Raw genomic sequence first — 18,290 nt, 5'->3', positions numbered from 1 at the left:
CATGAACATGCGCGAAGGCTTCACCCAGCACGCCGCCTTCCTGACGGTGAAGACCGCGCTCGGGCCCGACGAGCTGCTGCTCGACACCTTCCAGGCCACCGAGGGGCTGTCGCAGCTCTTCGCCTGCTCGCTCACCATGCGCTCGCACGACGGCACGCTGAAGGCAGCCGACCTGATCGGCACCTCGGCCACGGTGGCGCTGCAGCGGCCCGAGAAGGAAAGCCGCTTCTTCAACGGCATCGTCTCGCGCTTCACCTACCTCGGCAGCAACCGCGACTTCGCGACCTACACGCTGGAGCTGGTGCCGCGCATGTGGCTGCTCACGCTGGGGCGCGACCGCGTGATCTACCAGAACATGAGCACGCCCGACATCGTCCAGAAGGTGCTCGGCGACTTCGGCGTGGACTTCCAGCTCCAGCTCACCGGCAGCTACGCCGCGCGCGAGTACTGCGTGCGCTACGACGAGACGGCCTTCGACTTCGTCTCGCGGCTGATGGAAGAGGAAGGCATCTTCTACTTCTTCACCTTCGCCGATGGCGAGCACACGCTGGTGCTGGCCGACAGCAACTCGGCATGCCAGCCCTGCCCCCACGCCGCGAAGCTGGTGGTGCGCAGCACCGAGGAAGGCTTCGCGCACGCCCACGCCGTCACGCGCTTCGAGTCGGACGCGCGGCTGGTGACCAAGGCCCAGGAGGTCGACGACTACGACTTCCTCACGCCCGACACCAGCCTGCTGAAGAAGCAGGAGGCCGAGGCCGGGCGCGGCACCGACTACGAATACCCCTCGCGCGTGGCGATCTCGGCGGGCGAGCCGCGCGCACGCATCCGCCTGGACGAATACCGCAGCCGCAGCCAGTCGGGCCGCGGCGACAGCCACTGCCACTACCTCACGCCGGGCACCACCTTCACGCTGGAGGAGCATCCGCGCGCGGACCTCAACGCGCAGCACATGGTGCACAGCGTGCGGCACCACGCCGACCTGGAGCACTACGGCAACAGCTTCGAGACCCTGCCGCCGGCCATGCCCTTCCGTCCGCCTCGCATCACGCCCCGGCCGGTGGTGGCAGGCAGCCACACGGCGCGCGTGGTGGGCCCTGCCGGCGAGGAGATCTGGACCGACCAGCACGGACGCATCAAGGTGCAGTTCCCGTGGGACCGCCTGGGCAAGAAGGACGAGAAGAGCTCCTGCTGGATCCGCGTCTCGCAGATGTGGGCCGGCGAAGGCTGGGGAGCGCTCTTCCTGCCGCGCATCGGGCAGGAGGTGGTCGTGAGCTATGTCGACGGCGACCCGGACCGTCCTCTGGTCTCGGGCAGCGTCTACAACGGCACGCACGCCACGCCGGTCGCGCTGCCGGGGTCGTCGTCGCAGAGCACCATCCGCTCGCGCTCGACCAAGGCCGGCGAGGCCGGCAACGAATTGCGCTTCGAGGACAAGAAGGGCTCCGAGGAGCTCTACATGCACGCGCAGAAGGACATGCGCGTGGAGATCGAGAACGACCTCACCACCACCGTGACGGCCGGCAACGAGCTGCACACCGTCACCAAGGGCAATCGCACCATCAAGGTAGACACCGGCAACGAGACCCACTCGGTGAAGGGCACGCGCGCGCTCGACGTCACCGGCAACGAGACGCACGACAACAAGGCGGACTTCACGCAGACGGTCACGGGCAACTACGAACTCAAGGTGACGGGCAACCTGGTGATCGACGTGTCGGGCACGCTGCTGATCAAGTCGGCGCAGACGCTGGACCTGAAGGCCGGCACCGACCTGGGCGCCAACGCCGGCCTCAACTTCAAGGCCGAGGCCGGCGTGGCGCTGTCGGCCAAGGGCGGCGCCACGCTCTCGAACGAGGCGCCTTCCATCAGCAGCAAGGCCTCGGGCATGAATTCGGTCGAAGGCGGCGGCATGGTCACGCTCAAGGGCGGGCTGGTGAAGATCAATTGAGCGGCGCCATGGCAATCCCTTCCTCCCTCCCCGCCAAGGACATCGCCGCGCTGCCGGCCGCCGTCGTGCGCGAGACGCTGGACGACGCCGGCCGGACGATGGCGCGCGCCTCCTTCGTGGGCGACCTGCCGCACGGGCCGATGCAGGTCTTCTCGGCACCGGGCAAGCCGGCGTTCGAGGCGTCCTACCAGGCCGGCCTGCCGCACGGGCCCATGCGTCTCTTCGACGAACGCGGCCAGATGCTGCAGGAAACGCAGCGCCTGGGCGGCATGGCCGAAGGCATCACGCGCACCTACTACCCCACGGGCAAGCTGATGCAGACGCAGCAGCACGTGCGCGGCGTGCTGCACGGCGAGGCGGTGTCGTATGCCGAATCGGGCGACGTCACCGCGCGCCTGCCCTATGCGGCCGGCAGGCTCGAAGGCGAGGCCAGCTACTTCCACGAGGGCCGCATGCTGCGGCGCGAGCGCTACCGCGCCGGCCTGCTCGATGGCGAGGTCGTCGACTACGCGCCCGGCGGTGGCGTGGCGCAGTCGTCCACCTACGCGACCAACGTGCTGCACGGTCCGCTGCGCCGCTACTGGCCCAACGGGCAGCTGATGGAAGAAGTCGCCTACCGACAGGGCAAGCCGCACGGCATCGCGCGCCGCTTCGACCAAGCGGGCCGCGAAGTCGTGGAAGCCGCCGCGCCGCAGGGCTTCATGAAGAGCCTCGAAAAATTCGTGAGGGGGGCCTGAGCCATGGGCATGCACGTCTGCATGGGAGCCACGCTGCAGTGCAGTTTCGGCGCCGCGCCGTCCAGCCTCGTGGTGCTGCCCGCGAGCGGCGTGCTCGCCGGCGGCGCGCCGGGCGCCAACATCATGGACAACAAGCCGATCGTCAACATCCTGCCCTTCGGCACCTGCAACAGCATGTCGAACCCGATGGTGGCCGCGGCCACCGCCGCCGCGCTCGGTGCGTTCACGCCCATGCCCTGCATCCCGGTGACGGCCGCGCCCTGGGCGCCGGGCTCGCCCACGGTGCTGGTGGGCGACATGCCCGCGCTCCAGGACAGCTCGAAGCTGGCCTGCAACTGGGGCGGCGTGATCCAGGTGGTCGCGCCGGGCCAGTTCACCTCCATGGTCCCCTGACACGAACGACGAACCCAAGAACGGCACGCCCGAACACCCATGTCCCAATACGTCTTCACGATGAGTTCCCGCATGGTCGCCATCACGGCGGCCTGCCTGGTGCTGCTGTGCGTCCTGCTGTTCCTGATGGGCATCGAGATCGGCAAGCTGCTGGCGCCCGCGCCGGTGCCGATGCCCGCCGCTGCTGCCCCGGCGCAGCAGCAGGCGCTGCCGCAATCCCCCTCCGCCGCGCCGGCCCCGGCTCCCGCGGCTCCAGCCCAATGACCCAACCGACCCCAAGCATGTCGAACAACGCACCACACCTCACGGGCATGCACAACGCGCTGCGCCGCCTCGCCCTTCCCACCCTGCTGGCGCTCGCCGGCCTTTGCGCCGGCGCCAGCGCGCTCGCCGCGGGCGAACGACCGGTGGTGCAGGGCACGCTCTCGGCACCTGCCGGGGCTGCCGCCGCGACCGTCGCGACTGCAGCGGCCGCAGCGCCAGCGGCAACGCCTGCCCCGGCAGCAGCAGCCTTCGCAGTCGAACCCGCCGCCCCCACGCCGCCCCCCGCGCTCGTGAACGGCCTGGTGCGCGTGGCAGACGGCCGCCTGCTCGCGCCGGACATCGCCCGCATCGTGAACCGCGGCGAGCTGGTGGTGGCCATGCTCAAGGTCGACACGCCGCCCTTCTTCTTCTTCGACGACGGCGGCCAGTGGACCGGCCTGGAGGTGGGCCTGGCCCAGTCGCTGGCCAAGGAGCTGGGCGTGAAGCTGCGCTTCAACCGCGAGGCCGGCACCTTCAACGCGGTGGTCGACCTGCTGGCCAGCGGCCAGGCCGACCTGGCGATCAGCAAGCTCTCGCGCACGCTGGCGCGCTCGCAGACCATCGCCTTCAGCGACGCTTACCTCACGCTGAACCACTCGCTGATCCTCAACCGCGTGAAGTTCGCGCAGCTCGCGCGCGGGCGGCCGCTGCCCGAAGTCATCCGCAACTTCGACGGCAGCATCGGCGTTATCGCCAAGTCGTCGTTCGCCGACTACGCGCGCACCAACTTCCCGCACGCCAAGGTGCAGGAGTACCCCACCTGGAACGAAGTGCTGGTGGCCGTGCACAAGGGCGAGATCGTGAGCGCCTACCGCGACGAATTCGAGGTCAAGCGCGTGCTCAAGGCCGACCCGACCGTATCGCTGGTGCTGCGCACCGTGACGCTGAAGGACCTGGAGGACACGCTGGGCATCGGCGTGGCCGTGACCGACACCACGCTGCTGGCCTTCGTCAACCAGTTCCTCGCGCAGCGCGCCGAGAAGCTGGACATCCAGAAGGTCCTGCAGGCACTCGACCGCTGAGCGGCACCGCACGCCCGAATCATCATGAACACCTCCAAGATCTACGCATTCGTCCTCAACCCCTGGGTCGTGATCATCAGCCTGGGCGCAGGCGTCGCCTTCGGCATGCTCGCACCGCCGCTGGCCACGCCGCTGGCCTTCGTGGGCGACATCTACGTTGACCTGCTGAAGATGATCACGCTGCCCTTCATGGTCTCGGCCGTGATCTTCAGCCTGCAGCGCCTGTTCCGCGACGGCGGCACGGCCAGCCTGCTGGGACGGGTGGCGCTCGTGTTCCTCGCGTTCTCGGCCTTCGTGGCCATCGCGGGTGCGGCCACGCTGCTGATACTGCGTCCCGGCGAGAACCTGCCGAGCAGCACCATGCATACCTTCGGGCAGATCGTGGGCGGCGACCTCAGCGCCAGCGACACGACCATGAACCTGCGCGGTGTGGACGAGGTCAAGAAGACCGCCAGCTTCGCCGACATGCTGGTGAGCCTGGTGCCCGCCAACATCTTCTCCGCGCTGGCCAACGGCGACACGCTGAAAACGCTGGTGTTCGCGCTGCTCTTCGGCCTGGCGGTGGGGCACGTGCCCACGCGCATCTCCGACGGGCTCACGCAGGCGCTGGAGACCGTCTACCACGCCTGCCAGACGCTGATGCGCTGGCTGAGCTTCCCGCTGCCGGTGGTGCTGTTCTGCATGAGCGCGGCGCAGCTGGGCAAGACCGGCATCGAGCCGCTGCGCGCGATGGGAGCCTTCGTGGTCGCCTTCCTCATCGTGTCGGCGCTGCTGCTGGCGGTGGCGGCGGTCATCATCTGGAAGCGCTCCAACGGCACGCTGGGACAGACGCTCAACGCGCTGCGCGGCCCCTTCGCGCTGGCGCTGGCCACGCGCAGCAGCGCCACCTGCATGCCGATCATGATCGAGAGCCTGGTCACGCGGCTGGGCTTCGCGCGCTCGCGCGTGGAGCTGCTGGTGCCACTGACGGTGTCGCTGCTGCGCATCGGGCCGGTCGTGTACTACGTGTGCGCCACGCTCTTCATCGCGCAGATCTACGGCCGCTCGCTCTCGCCGGTGGAGATCGGCATCGTGCTCACCTCTTCCGTGCTCGCGGGCTTCGCCTCGGCCGGCATGACGGGGCTGGTGACGGTGTCGCTGATCGGCATGACCTGCGCCTACCTGGGCCTGCCCTTCGAGGCGGCCTTCATCCTGTTCCTGGCGGTGGACCCGGTGTGCGACATGCTGCGCACGCTGGTGCTGGTCATCGGCAACACCGCCGCGGTGGCGGTGGTGTGCCCGCGGCCCCTGAAGATCTGAGGAAGGCGCCTTCATGTCACGCATCGGCGTTCTAGGCGGCATGGGTCCATCGGCGACGGTGGACTTCATGGAGAAGATCATCCAGCTCACGCCCGCCACGCGCGACCAGGAGCACCTGCCGGTGATCGTGGCGAACCTGCCCCACGTGCCCGACCGTTCCAGCGCCATCCTGGGCACGGGCCCCGATCCGCTCGACGCACTGCTCGCGGGCATCGACGTGCTCAACGACGCCCATGTGGGCGTGATCGCGATCCCCTGCAACTCGTCGCACCACTGGTACGCGCAGATCGCGGCCCACAGCCGCGCGCCGGTGATCCACATCGCGCAGTCGTGCGTGGCAGCGATCGCGACGCAGTCCGACGACCGCCCGGTGCGCGTGGCAGTGCTCGCCACCCGCGGCGCATTGGCCTCGGGCTTCTACCAGCAGGCGCTGCGCGAGCGCGGCATCGACTTCCTCGTGCCCGACGCGGCCACCGGCCAGGACCATGTCGACGCCTGCATCCGCGCCGTGAAGGGTGGCGACGTGCGAGCCGGCGCGGCCGCGTTCGCGCATGCGCTGGAGGCGCTGGCCGCGACGGGCGCCACCGCGGTGATCATGGGCTGCACCGAGCTGCCTATCGCCGCACAGGCAGCGCAGGCCGCACGCGCCGCCGAGCTCACGCCGCTCACGCTGGTCGACAGCTCGCTGGAGCTGGCCCGCGCCACGGTCGCCTTCGCGCTCGACAAGGGATGGAACAAGCCGGCATGGGTTTCCTGACGCGCATGTCCCACAGCCTGCTCGCCCTGCTGGTGTGCATGGCGGCAGGCGCCGTCGCGGGTGTGTACGTGCCCGCGCTGGGCGAGGTGGCGTACACGGCGGCGCAGGTCTACCTGGCGATCGTCAGCATGGCGGCCATTCCGCTGCTGGTGGTGGCGACCTTCTTCGGCCTGCGCCAGACCATGGGACTGCCCTTTCCGGGGCGGCGCATCGCGATGATCGCGAGCCTTGCGCTGCTGCTGGTGGTGAGCTGCGCCGCGACCGGTCTCGCGCTGGGCTGGGTCAACGCGCCGGGTGCGCAGCTGGACGCCGAAGCGCGCGAACACCTCGGCGAACTGGTGCAGAGGGCGGGCGACGGCGGCGACATCGAGATGCGCCTGTACGACCACGGCACGCAGGCCACTTCGGTCGAGCGCCCGCGCGCCAGCGTGGTGCCCGACAACTTCTTCCGCGTGCTTGCGGAGGGGCGCTCGCTGGGCATCCTCTCGTGCGCGCTGCTCTTCGGGCTGGCCTTCGCGGCGCTCGCGCGCACGCAGCACGCGGCCCTCAACCACATGTTCGAGGGCATCTACCGCACGCTCGAACTCATCATCGCGCGCGCCAATATCCTGCTGCCGGTGGTGGCCTTCGGCATGTCGGCGCACGTACTGTCGCAGACCGACGCGGTGACGATCCGCGCCATGAGCGGCTTCCTGCTGCATTTCGTGGTGCTGGTGGCGCTGCTGGGCACCGCGGCCATCGCGGTGATCCACCGGCGCGGCAACCAGCCGCTGGCCGAGGTGCTGCAGCACCTGAAGACGCCGATGCTGGTGAGCCTGATGTCCTCGAGCACCACGGCGAGCATCCCGCACACCATCGAGGCGATGAGCGCGCGGCTGGGCTTCAGCCGCGGCATCGTCGAACTCGTGGTTCCCACGGCCTCGGTGTTCCTGCGCGCGGGCTCCGCGCTCTACTACGTGCTGGCGGCGCTGTTCGTCGCCAACCTCTACGACCGCACGCTCGGCGCGGCCGACATCGCCACCATCGGCATCGGCGCGACCATCGCGGCCTTCGCCTCGGCCGGCAACAACAGCATGACCAACGTGAGCTACGCGGGCATCGTGCTGTCGATGCTGCAGCTGCCCATCGAGGCGGCGCTGGCGCTGTTCCTGGCCATCGACCTGATCTGCGAGGGCCCGCGCAACCTGCTGACGCTGCTGGCCACCTGCGCGCTGATCTCCGTGGTGTCGGCCGGGCTGCCTTCGGAGCGCGTGGCTGCGCCGGCCGCCGAGATCAAGCCCGCGCAGCCGCTGCGCTTCGTGTTCGCGCGCGGGCACGTCGCGCTGCTCGCGGGCTGCAGCGTGCTGGCCTCGGTGCTGATCCTGCTGATGGGCATTGCCGTGGGCGTGCGGCAGGCGCAGTCGGCGGTCACGCATGCATCCCCCGCCGCGGCGAACACAGGAATTTCGCGATGAACCGGACGAAGAACCTTCTCAAGCGGATGGCGGCGCTGCTGCTCATCGTGCAGCTGGCCGCATGCGGCAGCCTCTTTCCCAAGGGCACACGGGTGAGCTGGAACGAGCTCACGCTCTCCGCCGCGCCCGGCGCCAACCAGAACAGCCCGGTGGCGGTCGACGTGGTGATGGTGCTCGACGACGCGATGCTCGCGCGCGTCACCGAGCTCACGGCCGCCAAGTGGTTCGGCGCGCGCGCCGACCTGCAGAAGACCTTTCCCCAGAGCCTGTCGTACCTCTCATGGGAGCTGGTGCCGGGACAGACGATCCGCGTGCCCGCCAGCGCCATCGGCTCGCCGCGAGTGGCGGCGGTGCTCGTCTTCGCGAACTACACCACGCCCGGTGCGAACCGCATCCGGGTGGAAGACCTCAAGGGCTCGATCGTGGCGCGCTTCGATACCCAGAGCTTCGACGTGTCGGCCGCGTCTCGCTGAACAACACGGATTCCTTCAAGTGAACCAACAACTTCAAATCAGCCGCGCGGGAGCACGCCATGTCTGACCTGCACCGCGCCGCCCCCATCACCGACCGCGTCGAGTGGCATGAAGGCATGCTGCTATCGCCGCAGCACTTCCAGCAGTTCTCCGCGCGCATGGACACCCTCGTGGCCTGGCAGACACTGGCCGCAGCGCCCTTCGCGTGGGGCGTGCGCCGCCTGGTGTTCGACCAGGGCCTGCTGCCGGCCGGCCTGCTGCGCGTGCTGGCGCTCGAAGCCATCCTGCCCGACGGCACCGCGGTGCAGTTCTCGGCCGCCGAGGCCGCGCACGGCGCGCTCGAACTCTCGCTCGCGCCCTATGCCGAGCGGCTGGCCAACGAGCCGCTGGACATCTACCTCACGCTGCCCGTCACCGCGCCCAACCGGCATCGCGCCGCGACAGTGCGCTTCCGCTCGGTGGCCGGCGCGCCGGTGGAAGACGCAGTGTCGGACGCCGAGCCCGCGAACATCCCGCGCATGCTGCCGCGCCTCGCGCTCAGCGCAGGCGCGGTGCCGCCCGGCACGCACGTCCACCTGCGCCTGGGCCAGGTCTTCAAGGACAACGAGGTGGTGAAGCTGGGCGAGGCGCAGCCGCCGCTGCTCGAAGTGGCGCGCGACAACCCGCTGTGGACGGCCGCGTCCGCCCTGCTCGGCCAGCTGCGCGGCAAGGCCGCCTTCGTGGCGAAACAGACGGCGGTGCCCTCCTCGCGCATCGACGACCGCCTCGCCCACCTGGAGCTGAAGGACCGGCTGCGCAGCCTGCTGTCGGGCCTGCCGCACGCGGAGGCGGTGATGCGCACGCCGCACCTGCATCCGCTGCCGATGTACTGGTCGCTGTGCGCGCTGCTGGCCTCGCTGAGCCTGCTGCGTCCTGGCGGTGTGCCGCCGGTGCCGATGGACTACGACCACGCCGACCCGTCGCGCGTGTTCCAGCCGCTGCTGCTGGCGCTGCGCGACGCGGTTTCGGAAGTGAGCCAGGAGTACCGCGAGCACAAGTTCGACTTCCGCCAGGGCGCCTTCGAGACCACGCTGCAGCCGCAGTGGGTGTCGGGCGCACGCATCGTGGTGGGCCTGCGCGGGCAGTCCGACAAGGACCTGATGGCCTGGATGGACAGCGCCATCGTCGGTTCGCAGTCGGCCTACCCCTCGCTGCGCGAACGCCGCGTGCTGGGCGCGGTGCGCCGCTGCATCGAGTCGGCCGACGAGCTGGGCCTGCGCCCGGGCTCGGGCTACCTGCTCTACGCGATCCAGACCAGCCCGGGGCTGACCGTGCCCGCCGAGCTGCTGGTGATTGCCAACGCCAACGAAGGCGCCACCGTGCAGCCTCCGCAGGAAATCGTGCTGTTCATCAAGGATTGACCTGACCATGGCACGCAACCTCCCCGACCTCGCGGTCGACGACCACATCACGCGGCAGTTCCGCGCCTTCTACGACGAGATCGTGAAGGCACGCGACCGCACCGCCGAATCGCGCGAGAGCGACATCGACACCGTCGCGCAGACGCTGGCGCGCCACCTGGAGAACCTGCTGGAGCTGCAGTCGCTCGAATCGCGCCGCGAGAGCTCTCGCTTCGAGCTGGAGAACGTGGCCGACGCGCGCTACCTCAAGGCCGCGCTGGCCGACGAGATCCTGCTGCACACGCCGTGGATCGGCCGCGAGCGCTGGACGGCCCACCTGCTGGAGTCGTCGCTCTTTCGCACCAACATCGCGGGCGACCTGGTGTTCAGCCGCATCGAGGAGCTGCTGTCGGGGCGCGAGCCCTCCAAGCGCGACATCGCAAGGCTGTACCTCTTCGCGCTGGCGCTGGGCTTCCAGGGCAAGTACCGCGGCGCGGGCGAGGAAGCGCGCCTGCTGGGCTACCGCGAGGAGCTCTTCCAGTTCGTCTACCAGCGGCCGGCCGATTTCTCGGGCCGCGACCGCGTGGTCTCGGAGCGCGCCTACGCGAGCACGCTCTCGCACATCGCTCCGCGCAAGCTGCCCACGCTGAGCCGCTGGACGGTGCTGTTCCTGCTGGGCGTCGCCACGCTGCTGGCGGTGTCGGAGCTGCTGTGGCTGTGGCAGTCGTGGCCGGTGCGGCAGGTGCTGCAGCCGGGCGCGGTCGATGCATCGGGGGCACACCTGCGATGAACGACATGCGTCTTCACAGAATTCACCGGAGGGCGTCGCGATGCTGACCGACCAGCTCTTCCTGATTTCCATCGCGGTGCTGACGCTGGTGGTGCTGCTCGTGCTCGGCATGGTGCTGTACTTCGCGGCGCGGCGCTCGCACGCCAAGCCGTCGAGCGATCCGAAGGTCGCGCGCATCCGCTTCGACTCGCTGCGCAGCTCGTTCCGCCAGGCGGTGGAGCTGATCGAGGGCAACATCGCCTCGCGCGCCGACCGCTACGGCATCCCGTGGATCATGCTGCTCAACGAGGGCGACGACCATCGGCAGCTGCCCATCGAGCAGTCGGGCGTGGCGAGCGCGCTGAGCACCGAGTCGGCCTCGGCCGCAGCCACGCAGGGCATCTCGTGGCACTTCTTCGACCGCGGCGTTGTCATCGACATCCAGGGCGCCTACCTGGGTTCGCCCGACGACGACGATGCCTCCGAGAAGCCGTGGGACGAGTTCCTCGGCATGTGCCGCGCCTACCGGCCGCAGCGGCCCTTCGATTCGGTGGTCATCACCATCCCGGCGGCCCTGCTGCTGGACGACAGCACCGACGGGCGGCTCGAGCTCTCCAAGCGCGCCAAGCTCGCGCACCGCCGCCTGTGGCTCGCGCAGAACCGCTTCGCGATGCGCTTCGCGGTGTACGTTCTGGTGACCGGCGCGGAGCAGCTCGAAGGCTTCAGCGCCTTCGCGAGCGCCCTGCCGGAGCCGCTGCGCGCAAGCATGCTGGGCTGGTCTTCGCCCTACGACCTCTCGACCACCTACCAGCCGGCGTGGGTCGACGAGGCGGTGGGTACCGTGGTGCGCTCGGTGTCGGACGTGTCGGCCGAGCTCTTCGCCACCGGCGCAGAGCCCCAGGGCGCCGGCGCGCAGCTGCTGCTGCCTTCGCGCATCGAGGCGCTGCGCGGCCAGCTGCAGCTGTACGTCGACGAGCTGATGCGCCCCAGCGCGTACCACGAGCCCTTCTTCTTCCGCGGCATCTACCTCACGGGCGACAGCGGCGAATCGGCGCAGACGGTGGCGGCCATCGACGCCCAGCACGATGCCTACGGCCACAAGGACCTGGAGCCCGTCGGCGGCGACCTGATCGCGCAGCTGATGCGCCAGCCGGCCTTCCTGCGCGACCTGTTCGAGAAGAAGATCTTCCTGGAATACGGCCTCACGCGGCCTTCGCGCACGCAGACGCTCACTCGCCCCGTGCTGCATCGCGCGCTGCGCTGGACGGCGGTGATCTTCCTGGGCGGCTGGGGCATCGGCCTGATCGTGGCTGCCTGGCAGCTGCACCGGCACAACGCCACGCTGGTGCCGGCGCTTGCGCAGCTGCAGCACGACGCGCAATACCGCATGCGCGCGCTGCAGCGCGGCGAGACCATTCCGACCGCCTGGTACCGCAACAAGGCGCTCTCGCTGCTGGCCATGAACGAACGGCTGCGCACCGACGGCACGTATTCCTTCTTCATGCCCGGCTCCTGGCAGCCCTTCGACGACCTGAACGAGCGCGTGATCGAACGCATCGAGCGCGAGTTCGGCGACATCGCCGTGAGCACGCTGCGGCGCGAGCTGATGGCGCGCGTGAGCCAGTTAAGCGCCGTCGAGCAGGACGAAGCCACCGGCGAATTCATCGTGGGCGCGAGCTGCGGCCTGCCGCCGAGCTTCAGGACCATCGGCGACGCGCCGCGCAAGAACGGCCTGCTGGTGGAAGACCAGCCCGAGTTCGGCGCGCTGCAGCGCTACCTGGGCTCGGTCGAGCAGCTCGATGCCGCGCTGCAGGCGGTGGAGCGGCTGCGCCAGCCGGCCACCGGCAATGCGGAAGACCTTCGCGTGGCCGTGCGCTACGCGCTGGGCGCGGAACTGCCGGCCGACCTGAGCCGCAACCTGCGCTACTTCCGCCAGGCGGCCGAAGGCAATGCGCTGGCCATTCCGCTGGCCCCGGTGCAGTCGGCGCTGCGCTGCGCGCTCGACAAGGGCACGGTGCAGCTCGATGCGCGGCTCTTCGTCAACAACGAGCTGCTGGTGTCGGAGCAGTCGCTCGCGCGGCTGCTGCCTTCGCTCGCGAGCACCGGCACCTTCACGCGCACCACGGCCAGCTTCCGCGAGGTGATCGCGGCCATCAAGGACCAGGAGGACCTGGTCGCCTCCGGCAAGGGCGGCTGGATGCGCCAGCCGGTGCTGGTGCTCGGCCCTTCCTACGACCGCACGATCGCGCGCATCGAGCAGAACCGGCTGCTGGGGCTGGAGTCGGCAGAGGCGGTGAGAAACCGCGCGCAGGATGCATTCCAGAAGTTCCGCGTCGAGTTCAACCTGCGCTTCGGCGGCGCCCAGCCCGGCCTGGTGTGGCAGGACAAGGACGGCCGCTTCGCGCTGGCGCCCGAGCGCATCGCCCTGCGCGACGCCCTCACCGCGCTGCTGGCTCAGCCCTTCATGGCGCCCGCGCGCGACCGCGAACTGCCTGGCGGCGGCACCCGCACACTGGCCGTGTGGGACCTGCCGCGGCTCGACCAGGCGCTGGCCGTGGGCGACATCCGCAAGCGCTACATGAGCGAAGGCATGCAGGCCTTTCCGGCCACGCTGCGCCCGGGCATCGAGGGCGCGCTCAATGCGCACTTCGCGCAGCTGGTGGTCGACCAGGTCGCCGATGCCGCCAACGGCATGGGCGACGGCGGCCGCTCCGTCGACACCCAGGCGGCCGCCTACGAGGCCTCGCGCCAGCGCCTCGTGAAGATCCAGGCGCTGCTGTACGAACTGGGCGCGGGCTCGCGCGCCGAAGACCTGCGCGCGATGATCTCGCGCGACGCGATGCAGCGGCTGGAAGCGGTCGACGAAGCCTTCAACCAGTCGGAGCTCTACGCCATGCGCGGGCGCGACTTCCAGTCCTGGCGCGGCGAGCGCGGGCCGATGCTGGCGGCCTTCGGCGTCTCGGACGTGGGTTCGCTCGCGGCCTACCTGGGCCAGCAGTTCAACCGCGTGGAAACGCTGGGCAAGCTGGCCGACAGCTACATCGCCGCGCTCGACGGCGTGGGCGCAGGCTCGGTGCTCGCGCAGCGCTGGCAGGCGATCAACCGCGACCTGGAGCGCTACCGGTTGAAGAACCCGAACAGCAGCCTGCTGCTGCTCGAACAGTTCCTGGGCACCACCGGCGCCGAGATCGACCGCGAGACCTGCGGCGCGAAGCTGGCCGGCAAGGCGCCGGCCACGCGCATCGGCGACTACTTCGCCGACCGCCACCAGCAGATCTACAGCGCACTGCTCGCGCGCTGCCAGGAGCTCCAGTTCGGCGACCAGCAGGAGCTGTGGACGCAGTTCGCCACCCGCTTCAACCGCTCGCTGGCAGGCCGGCATCCGTTCGGCCCGGCGACGGGGCGCGCCTTCGAGCTCGCCGACCCGGCGGACGTGAACGACCTGCTGCGCGCGTTCGATCCGCTGTCGCGCGCGCTCAAGGAGAACCGCGGTGCGGACACCGGCGCGCGCAACGCCGGCATGCCCGGCGCCGGCGCACGCCGCTTCGCCGAGCAGTTCGCACGCTCGCGCGACTTCCTGCAGCCGCTCTTCCCGTCCGAGGAAGGCGCCGCCCCCGGCTACGACCTGAGCGTGGACTTCCGCGCGAACACCATGGCCGAGATCGAGGGCAACAAGATCATCGACTGGTCCTTCGAAGTGGGCGACCAGGTGCTGAGGCTGCGCGATGCGCCGCGCACGCTGCGCTGGGAATACGGCATGCCGGTGGCGCTGGTGCTGCGCATCGCGAAGGACTCGCCGCTGATCGCACGCGCCGACCCGCAGCAGCATGCGCTGATCACCGACGGCCAGACCGTGAGCTTCCGCTTCGCCGACCCGTGGGCGCTGTTCACGCTGGCGCAGCGGCAGCGCGAAGGCGATCCGGCGCAGCGGCCCGATGGCCGCTCGCAGCTGCTGAAGTTCGAGTTTCCGCTGGTGGCCCAGTCGGCCGGCGACGCTGCCCAGGCGCCCGACGGAGGACGCGCGCGCGTGTTCCTGCGCGTCGCCGCAAGCCCCGCCGGCAAGAAGAACGCCCTGATCTGGCCCACCGCGTTTCCCACGCGCGCTCCCGAATGGAACATGCCCTGATGGCCGCCCTGCTGTCCCCCTTGAACGCCGACGCCTACGAAGCCGCCGGCGGCTTCGCGCCCGACCTCGCGACCTTTCTCTCGCCGCTGGAGGGCCCCGAAGGCCCGGCCGGCCCTCCGCTGCGCTACGACCCGGTGTGCGCGCGCATCCGCGAGGCGCGCACCGAGGAAGACGCCAGCCTGCCGATGGGCGAATGGACCCGCCCCCTCAAGAAGGCCGACTGGCGCACCACCGAGATGCTGTGCACCGAGGTCCTGCAGCGCCGCAGCAAGGACCTGCAGATGGCCGCCTGGCTCACGGAGGCCTGGGTGCACCGCCATTCGATCGACGGGCTGACCGCAGGCGCGCGGCTGCTGGAAGGGCTGGCGCGCGAGTTCTGGGAAGACGTGCACCCGCTCATCGGCGACGACGGCGACGCCGACATGCGCACCGCCACCTTCGTGTGGGTCAACGACGCCATCGCGCAGGTGCTGCTGATGCGCGTGCCGCTGCTCGCATGGCCGGACTTCTCGCCGCCCTTCATCACGCTGGGAGACTGGCAGCGCGCTCTGACCAGCGAATACGGCACGGGCGCGGCCGGCGCTGCGGGCAACGCCAAGGCCAAGGGGAAGGAAGTGGCCGAGGAGCCGAGCGCGCAGACGGTGTCGCGCCAGGACATCCTCGAGCGCGCCGCGCGCGACCTGCATGCGCTCGCCGCACTCGACGACCGGGTCGCCGTGGCCGCCGACGCATGGCGCAGCCTGGAAGCCCTGCTCGACGAACGGCTGGGCGTGGACGCACCCAGCCTGTCGAAGCTGACGGAGATGCTCGTGCGCATGCGGCAGGCGCTGCGCAGCCTGCTGCAGGGGCGCGATCCGCGCGACGAAGAAAAGCCGGTCACTCCGGCTCCGACCGGATGGCTGCCAGATGCCGAACCGCTGCCCACCGCAACTCCGATGGACGACAACGACATGAGCGAAGCTCCTCCCATCTTCTCTCCTCCCGCTACCTCCGAGGCGCTCCCGCAAGCGCTGGCGGGCGGCCGCATCGGCAGCCGCGCCGAAGCCTATCGGCTGCTCGAGGTGGCGGCGGCCTACCTGATGCGCGAGGAGCCGCACAGCCCGACGCCCTACCTGGTGAACCGGGCAGTCGCCTGGGGTCGCATGCCGCTGCCGCAGCTGATGCAGGAAGTGCTGCGGGAGGACGGGGACCTGAATCGGTACTTTTCGATCATTGGTGTCCGGCTTGACGAATAGGGGCAAGTCTTGCGCAGTCGTTTGATTGCAAGGGCCGCGCGAACTATCGGCGAGCCATTCGAACTGGTGGGGTGCCGTAAATCTGAGCGCGCCCTTTTTGTCGGACTTTCGATCTTCAGGGGGTGATATGCCAAAGACAAATCTCTTCATTCGAAATGGTGTCGTCGTTACCGATGCGACGGACGAAGAGCGGGAAACTGCACGCACAACCCGCTTTCCCGGGGTCGGCCGAAGACTGGACGGCCACGATCCTGGTGCGATCTCGCTCCCGGAGCGGCCTTCTCACCCGCCGGAGGATGAGGTTGCTCTGTCAGGAATTCAATTCGATGACGGGCACGATCCTGGAGGCGGTGGCGGCTCCATCATTCGCGCGCTCGGGCCTTCGCTCAATTTCCTCCCGCATTGCGGTTGGTCGACCAGAGAACTCTCCTGCTTGCGGCTCGTGCTCCTCAGCGACATCGAGCCGCTGAGGCGATGGATGCTCATGCGCGTGCAGCGCCGACTGCAGGTTGTTGCGTTGCTCAGGTCACGTCCGCACATACCGCGCTTGATGCCACGCCCGGTTTTTCGCGTCGACCCCGTTTTCGCGGAAAGTGACATTCTCTCGGCGAGGGCCGTTATCGAATTGACGGAGTGCTTCGATGTGTCCAGCGGGCTGTCAGTTATAGGCGGCACACTACAGCGCGTCTTAACCTACCGGACGCATCCGCTCGCGGTAAATCTCACGACCGATTTGTCCAGCATGATTCTTCGCCGCAGCCGAGTGCGGATGGAGTTCCCGCAGGATACGGGTGAGGTCATGTATGTGATCAACAGAGACTATGAAATCATCATTGCGGCGCGTTCGGGACATCAGCGAGACCTGCCTCATCCGACATTGATAGGAGGCGACGATCCCGAGGTGTTGAGTGCTGGGATGATTTTCTTCAGAGACGGGCGCATCATCCGCATCTTTATCAATGCCTCCGGGCATTTCAAGCCCAATCATCTGTCCTCGATCGAGGTCAGCGTCGGAGCTTTCAGCCGACTGCCCCCGGACGCTCTTCATGCCGAGTTTCCCGGTTACCAGATCTTCCAGCACGGAGGACATCGCATGCTCCACGGCCCAGTCTCTTTGGGTCAATGCACCCTGTACCAACCTTTCAGAGTGATTGATGGACCGGACGTTAGAGGAACAGTAGAGGCGACATCTGCAATGACCAGCAAGGCTCAAATGCAGCAGGTCCTCGCTTTGGTGAAAGACTACGCGAGAGGAATCGTAAATAGGATGCTCATGGGGGTGATCCTCCAAAACCAAGCAACGCATCCAGTGCTCGGACTCATGACTAACGAGATGCGGGTACAAGTTTCGACGCTCATGAATCGATACATCAACGGCGCTGGTGCAAATCCAGCACAAACACTAGGCCGTGACATGGATTTCCGAAACTTGGTGGATCGACTAATTTTGCGATTGCAGCAGCTCGCGACGATAGTCTGACAAGACAGCAGCGGTCTCAGGATTCATCTGCGATCTCCGCCTCGCCATCGCAAAAATTCCCGACGACCGGATGACGGAGTTGGTGCTGCCGCCATGGCCATCGCGCATGCGATGCCGTTCTCGAAGTTGGCACGCGTGAGCATCTTCCCGGCATGAGGTCTTCCCACACCATCTCGACCACGCGACCGCAGTCGGCGCTCATGCGGATGTGATTGGCATCGGCAGCGGAGATGCTCAACGCGCCGGCAGCGTCAGGCCCACGGCTTGGGCGATACCCATCATGGTGGCGGCCGTGCCCATGGCCATGCAGATGCCGGGGCTGCGGGCGATGCCGGCATCCATCTCGTCCCAGGTCTGTTCGCCCCATGCGGCCGGCGCGATCTGCAAGCGGTATGCCGACTGACTGACGCCCTGGGCGGGCAGCGCCAGGCCTCACCCCAGCGCGTCGTTCACCTGCTCCCTGAACTCGCTCAGGCTCACCGCCGCGCCGATCTCCCTCGGCAGCGCGTCGCGCACCGAGAACACGCCCAGCACCTTCGCGCCCGCCACCAGCGGCAGGTGGCGAAAGCCTCGCTCCAGCATCAGCACCACAGCGTCGGAGACCAGCGTCTCGGGCGGCACGCAGATCGGGTTGGGGGTCATCACGTCGCGCACTGCCGTGCCGTCGGGGTCGAGCCCCTTGGCGAGCACGCGGGTCATGAGGTCGCGCTCCGTCAGTATGCCCAGCAGCGTGTCGGGCAGCTCCATGACGAGCACGCTGCCGCAGTTGGCGCGCGTCATCGCGCAGGCTGCGTCGCGCACGGTGGCCTGCGGTGCCAGGCTGAGCACGTGCTTGCGCGAGATCGATTGAAAAACGGTGCGCTCGGCCATGATGCGCCCTCCGTGAGTCGAACCCCGAATGTTGACGCCGGCCGT

General features: G+C 68.8%; 15 protein-coding genes and 1 pseudogene. 14 read left to right on the top strand and 2 right to left on the bottom strand.

Going from position 1 to position 18,290, the window contains the following annotated elements; translation table 11 throughout:
- The first annotated feature begins 1 nt into the window (after position 1).
- The 14 genes from G369_RS0114985 to G369_RS0114920 all read left to right on the top strand — a co-directional run bounded on the left by G369_RS0114985 (position 2) and on the right by G369_RS0114920 (position 17,375).
- Complete coding sequence (locus G369_RS0114985) at positions 2-1,948, top strand: type VI secretion system tip protein TssI/VgrG (protein WP_019654820.1); 1,947 nt, start codon at positions 2-4, stop codon at positions 1,946-1,948.
- A gap of 8 nt (positions 1,949-1,956) precedes the next feature.
- Entirely contained in the window at positions 1,957-2,685 is a 729-nt protein-coding gene (locus G369_RS0114980; RefSeq protein ID WP_019654819.1) for a toxin-antitoxin system YwqK family antitoxin, read from the top strand.
- A 3-nt stretch (positions 2,686-2,688) separates the two neighbouring features.
- Entirely contained in the window at positions 2,689-3,078 is a 390-nt protein-coding gene (locus tag G369_RS0114975) for a DUF4280 domain-containing protein (RefSeq protein WP_019654818.1), read from the top strand.
- 39 nt (positions 3,079-3,117) lie between these two features.
- Positions 3,118-3,342 (top strand): hypothetical protein, encoded by a 225-nt coding sequence (locus tag G369_RS0114970; protein ID WP_026346389.1) that lies wholly within the window; start codon positions 3,118-3,120, stop codon positions 3,340-3,342.
- 17 nt (positions 3,343-3,359) lie between these two features.
- The gene (locus tag G369_RS35810) at positions 3,360-4,403 is read left to right on the top strand and encodes an ABC transporter substrate-binding protein (protein ID WP_019654816.1); all 1,044 of its coding nucleotides are present in this window, start codon (positions 3,360-3,362) and stop codon (positions 4,401-4,403) included.
- A gap of 24 nt (positions 4,404-4,427) precedes the next feature.
- Positions 4,428-5,702: a dicarboxylate/amino acid:cation symporter gene (locus G369_RS0114960; RefSeq protein WP_019654815.1), complete on the top strand. Its 1,275-nt coding sequence runs from the start codon at positions 4,428-4,430 to the stop codon at positions 5,700-5,702.
- 13 nt (positions 5,703-5,715) lie between these two features.
- Positions 5,716-6,459 carry a cysteate racemase gene (gene cuyB / locus G369_RS0114955; RefSeq protein ID WP_026346388.1) on the top strand — a complete coding sequence of 248 codons (744 nt, stop codon included), beginning with the start codon at positions 5,716-5,718 and terminating at the stop codon, positions 6,457-6,459.
- Positions 6,447-7,913, top strand: a complete 1,467-nt coding sequence (locus G369_RS0114950) for a dicarboxylate/amino acid:cation symporter (protein ID WP_019654813.1) — start codon at positions 6,447-6,449, stop codon at positions 7,911-7,913. The genes cuyB and G369_RS0114950 overlap by 13 nt, the downstream gene beginning before the upstream one ends.
- The gene (locus G369_RS0114945; protein ID WP_019654812.1) at positions 7,910-8,386 is read left to right on the top strand and encodes a hypothetical protein; all 477 of its coding nucleotides are present in this window, start codon (positions 7,910-7,912) and stop codon (positions 8,384-8,386) included. Before G369_RS0114950 ends, G369_RS0114945 begins: the two co-directional genes overlap by 4 nt.
- A 59-nt stretch (positions 8,387-8,445) precedes the next feature.
- The gene (gene tssK / locus G369_RS0114940) at positions 8,446-9,786 is read left to right on the top strand and encodes a type VI secretion system baseplate subunit TssK (RefSeq protein WP_019654811.1); all 1,341 of its coding nucleotides are present in this window, start codon (positions 8,446-8,448) and stop codon (positions 9,784-9,786) included.
- A 7-nt stretch (positions 9,787-9,793) separates the two neighbouring features.
- Positions 9,794-10,555, top strand: coding sequence for a DotU family type IV/VI secretion system protein (locus G369_RS0114935; protein ID WP_019654810.1), 762 nt, complete (start codon positions 9,794-9,796; stop codon positions 10,553-10,555).
- A 40-nt stretch (positions 10,556-10,595) separates the two neighbouring features.
- Entirely contained in the window at positions 10,596-14,660 is a 4,065-nt protein-coding gene (locus G369_RS0114930) for a type VI secretion system protein (RefSeq protein WP_019654809.1), read from the top strand.
- Positions 14,660-15,895, top strand: a complete 1,236-nt coding sequence (gene tssA, locus G369_RS0114925; protein WP_020723078.1) for a type VI secretion system protein TssA — start codon at positions 14,660-14,662, stop codon at positions 15,893-15,895. The genes G369_RS0114930 and tssA overlap by 1 nt, the downstream gene beginning before the upstream one ends.
- A gap of 127 nt (positions 15,896-16,022) precedes the next feature.
- Entirely contained in the window at positions 16,023-17,375 is a 1,353-nt protein-coding gene (locus G369_RS0114920) for a hypothetical protein (protein WP_157773698.1), read from the top strand.
- A 36-nt stretch (positions 17,376-17,411) separates the two neighbouring features.
- Here G369_RS0114920 and G369_RS37570 read toward each other — a convergent pair.
- Both G369_RS37570 and G369_RS0114910 read right to left on the bottom strand, forming a co-directional pair.
- A pseudogene (locus G369_RS37570) lies at positions 17,412-17,747 on the bottom strand (dihydroxy-acid dehydratase domain-containing protein); the annotation flags it as partial.
- 60 nt (positions 17,748-17,807) lie between these two features.
- Complete coding sequence (locus tag G369_RS0114910) at positions 17,808-18,245, bottom strand: CBS domain-containing protein (protein WP_019654805.1); 438 nt, start codon at positions 18,243-18,245, stop codon at positions 17,808-17,810.
- Positions 18,246-18,290 lie beyond the last annotated feature (45 nt).

Origin of the sequence: Variovorax atrisoli 110B (assembly GCF_000382045.1) — a bacterium.
Lineage (GTDB): Bacteria > Pseudomonadota > Gammaproteobacteria > Burkholderiales > Burkholderiaceae_C > Variovorax > Variovorax atrisoli.
Note: the sequence above shows the minus strand (reverse complement) of the source record. Positions and strands in the feature narration are given on the sequence as shown.

Excerpts from the sequence above, each read along its gene's own strand:
- G369_RS35810 (WP_019654816.1), top strand. The coding sequence starts at position 3,360 with ATGTCGAACAACGCACCACACCTCACGGGCATGCACAACGCGCTGCGC.
- G369_RS0114910 (WP_019654805.1), bottom strand. The coding sequence starts at position 18,245 with ATGGCCGAGCGCACCGTTTTTCAATCGATCTCGCGCAAGCACGTGCTC.
- G369_RS0114930 (WP_019654809.1), top strand. The coding sequence starts at position 10,596 with ATGCTGACCGACCAGCTCTTCCTGATTTCCATCGCGGTGCTGACGCTG.
- G369_RS0114920 (WP_157773698.1), top strand. The coding sequence starts at position 16,023 with ATGCCAAAGACAAATCTCTTCATTCGAAATGGTGTCGTCGTTACCGAT.
- G369_RS0114970 (WP_026346389.1), top strand. The coding sequence starts at position 3,118 with ATGTCCCAATACGTCTTCACGATGAGTTCCCGCATGGTCGCCATCACG.
- G369_RS0114950 (WP_019654813.1), top strand. The coding sequence starts at position 6,447 with ATGGGTTTCCTGACGCGCATGTCCCACAGCCTGCTCGCCCTGCTGGTG.
- G369_RS0114935 (WP_019654810.1), top strand. The coding sequence starts at position 9,794 with ATGGCACGCAACCTCCCCGACCTCGCGGTCGACGACCACATCACGCGG.
- tssK (WP_019654811.1), top strand. The coding sequence starts at position 8,446 with ATGTCTGACCTGCACCGCGCCGCCCCCATCACCGACCGCGTCGAGTGG.
- cuyB (WP_026346388.1), top strand. The coding sequence starts at position 5,716 with ATGTCACGCATCGGCGTTCTAGGCGGCATGGGTCCATCGGCGACGGTG.
- G369_RS0114975 (WP_019654818.1), top strand. The coding sequence starts at position 2,689 with ATGGGCATGCACGTCTGCATGGGAGCCACGCTGCAGTGCAGTTTCGGC.
- G369_RS0114980 (WP_019654819.1), top strand. The coding sequence starts at position 1,957 with ATGGCAATCCCTTCCTCCCTCCCCGCCAAGGACATCGCCGCGCTGCCG.
- tssA (WP_020723078.1), top strand. The coding sequence starts at position 14,660 with ATGGCCGCCCTGCTGTCCCCCTTGAACGCCGACGCCTACGAAGCCGCC.
- G369_RS0114945 (WP_019654812.1), top strand. The coding sequence starts at position 7,910 with ATGAACCGGACGAAGAACCTTCTCAAGCGGATGGCGGCGCTGCTGCTC.
- G369_RS0114960 (WP_019654815.1), top strand. The coding sequence starts at position 4,428 with ATGAACACCTCCAAGATCTACGCATTCGTCCTCAACCCCTGGGTCGTG.
- G369_RS0114985 (WP_019654820.1), top strand. The coding sequence starts at position 2 with ATGAACATGCGCGAAGGCTTCACCCAGCACGCCGCCTTCCTGACGGTG.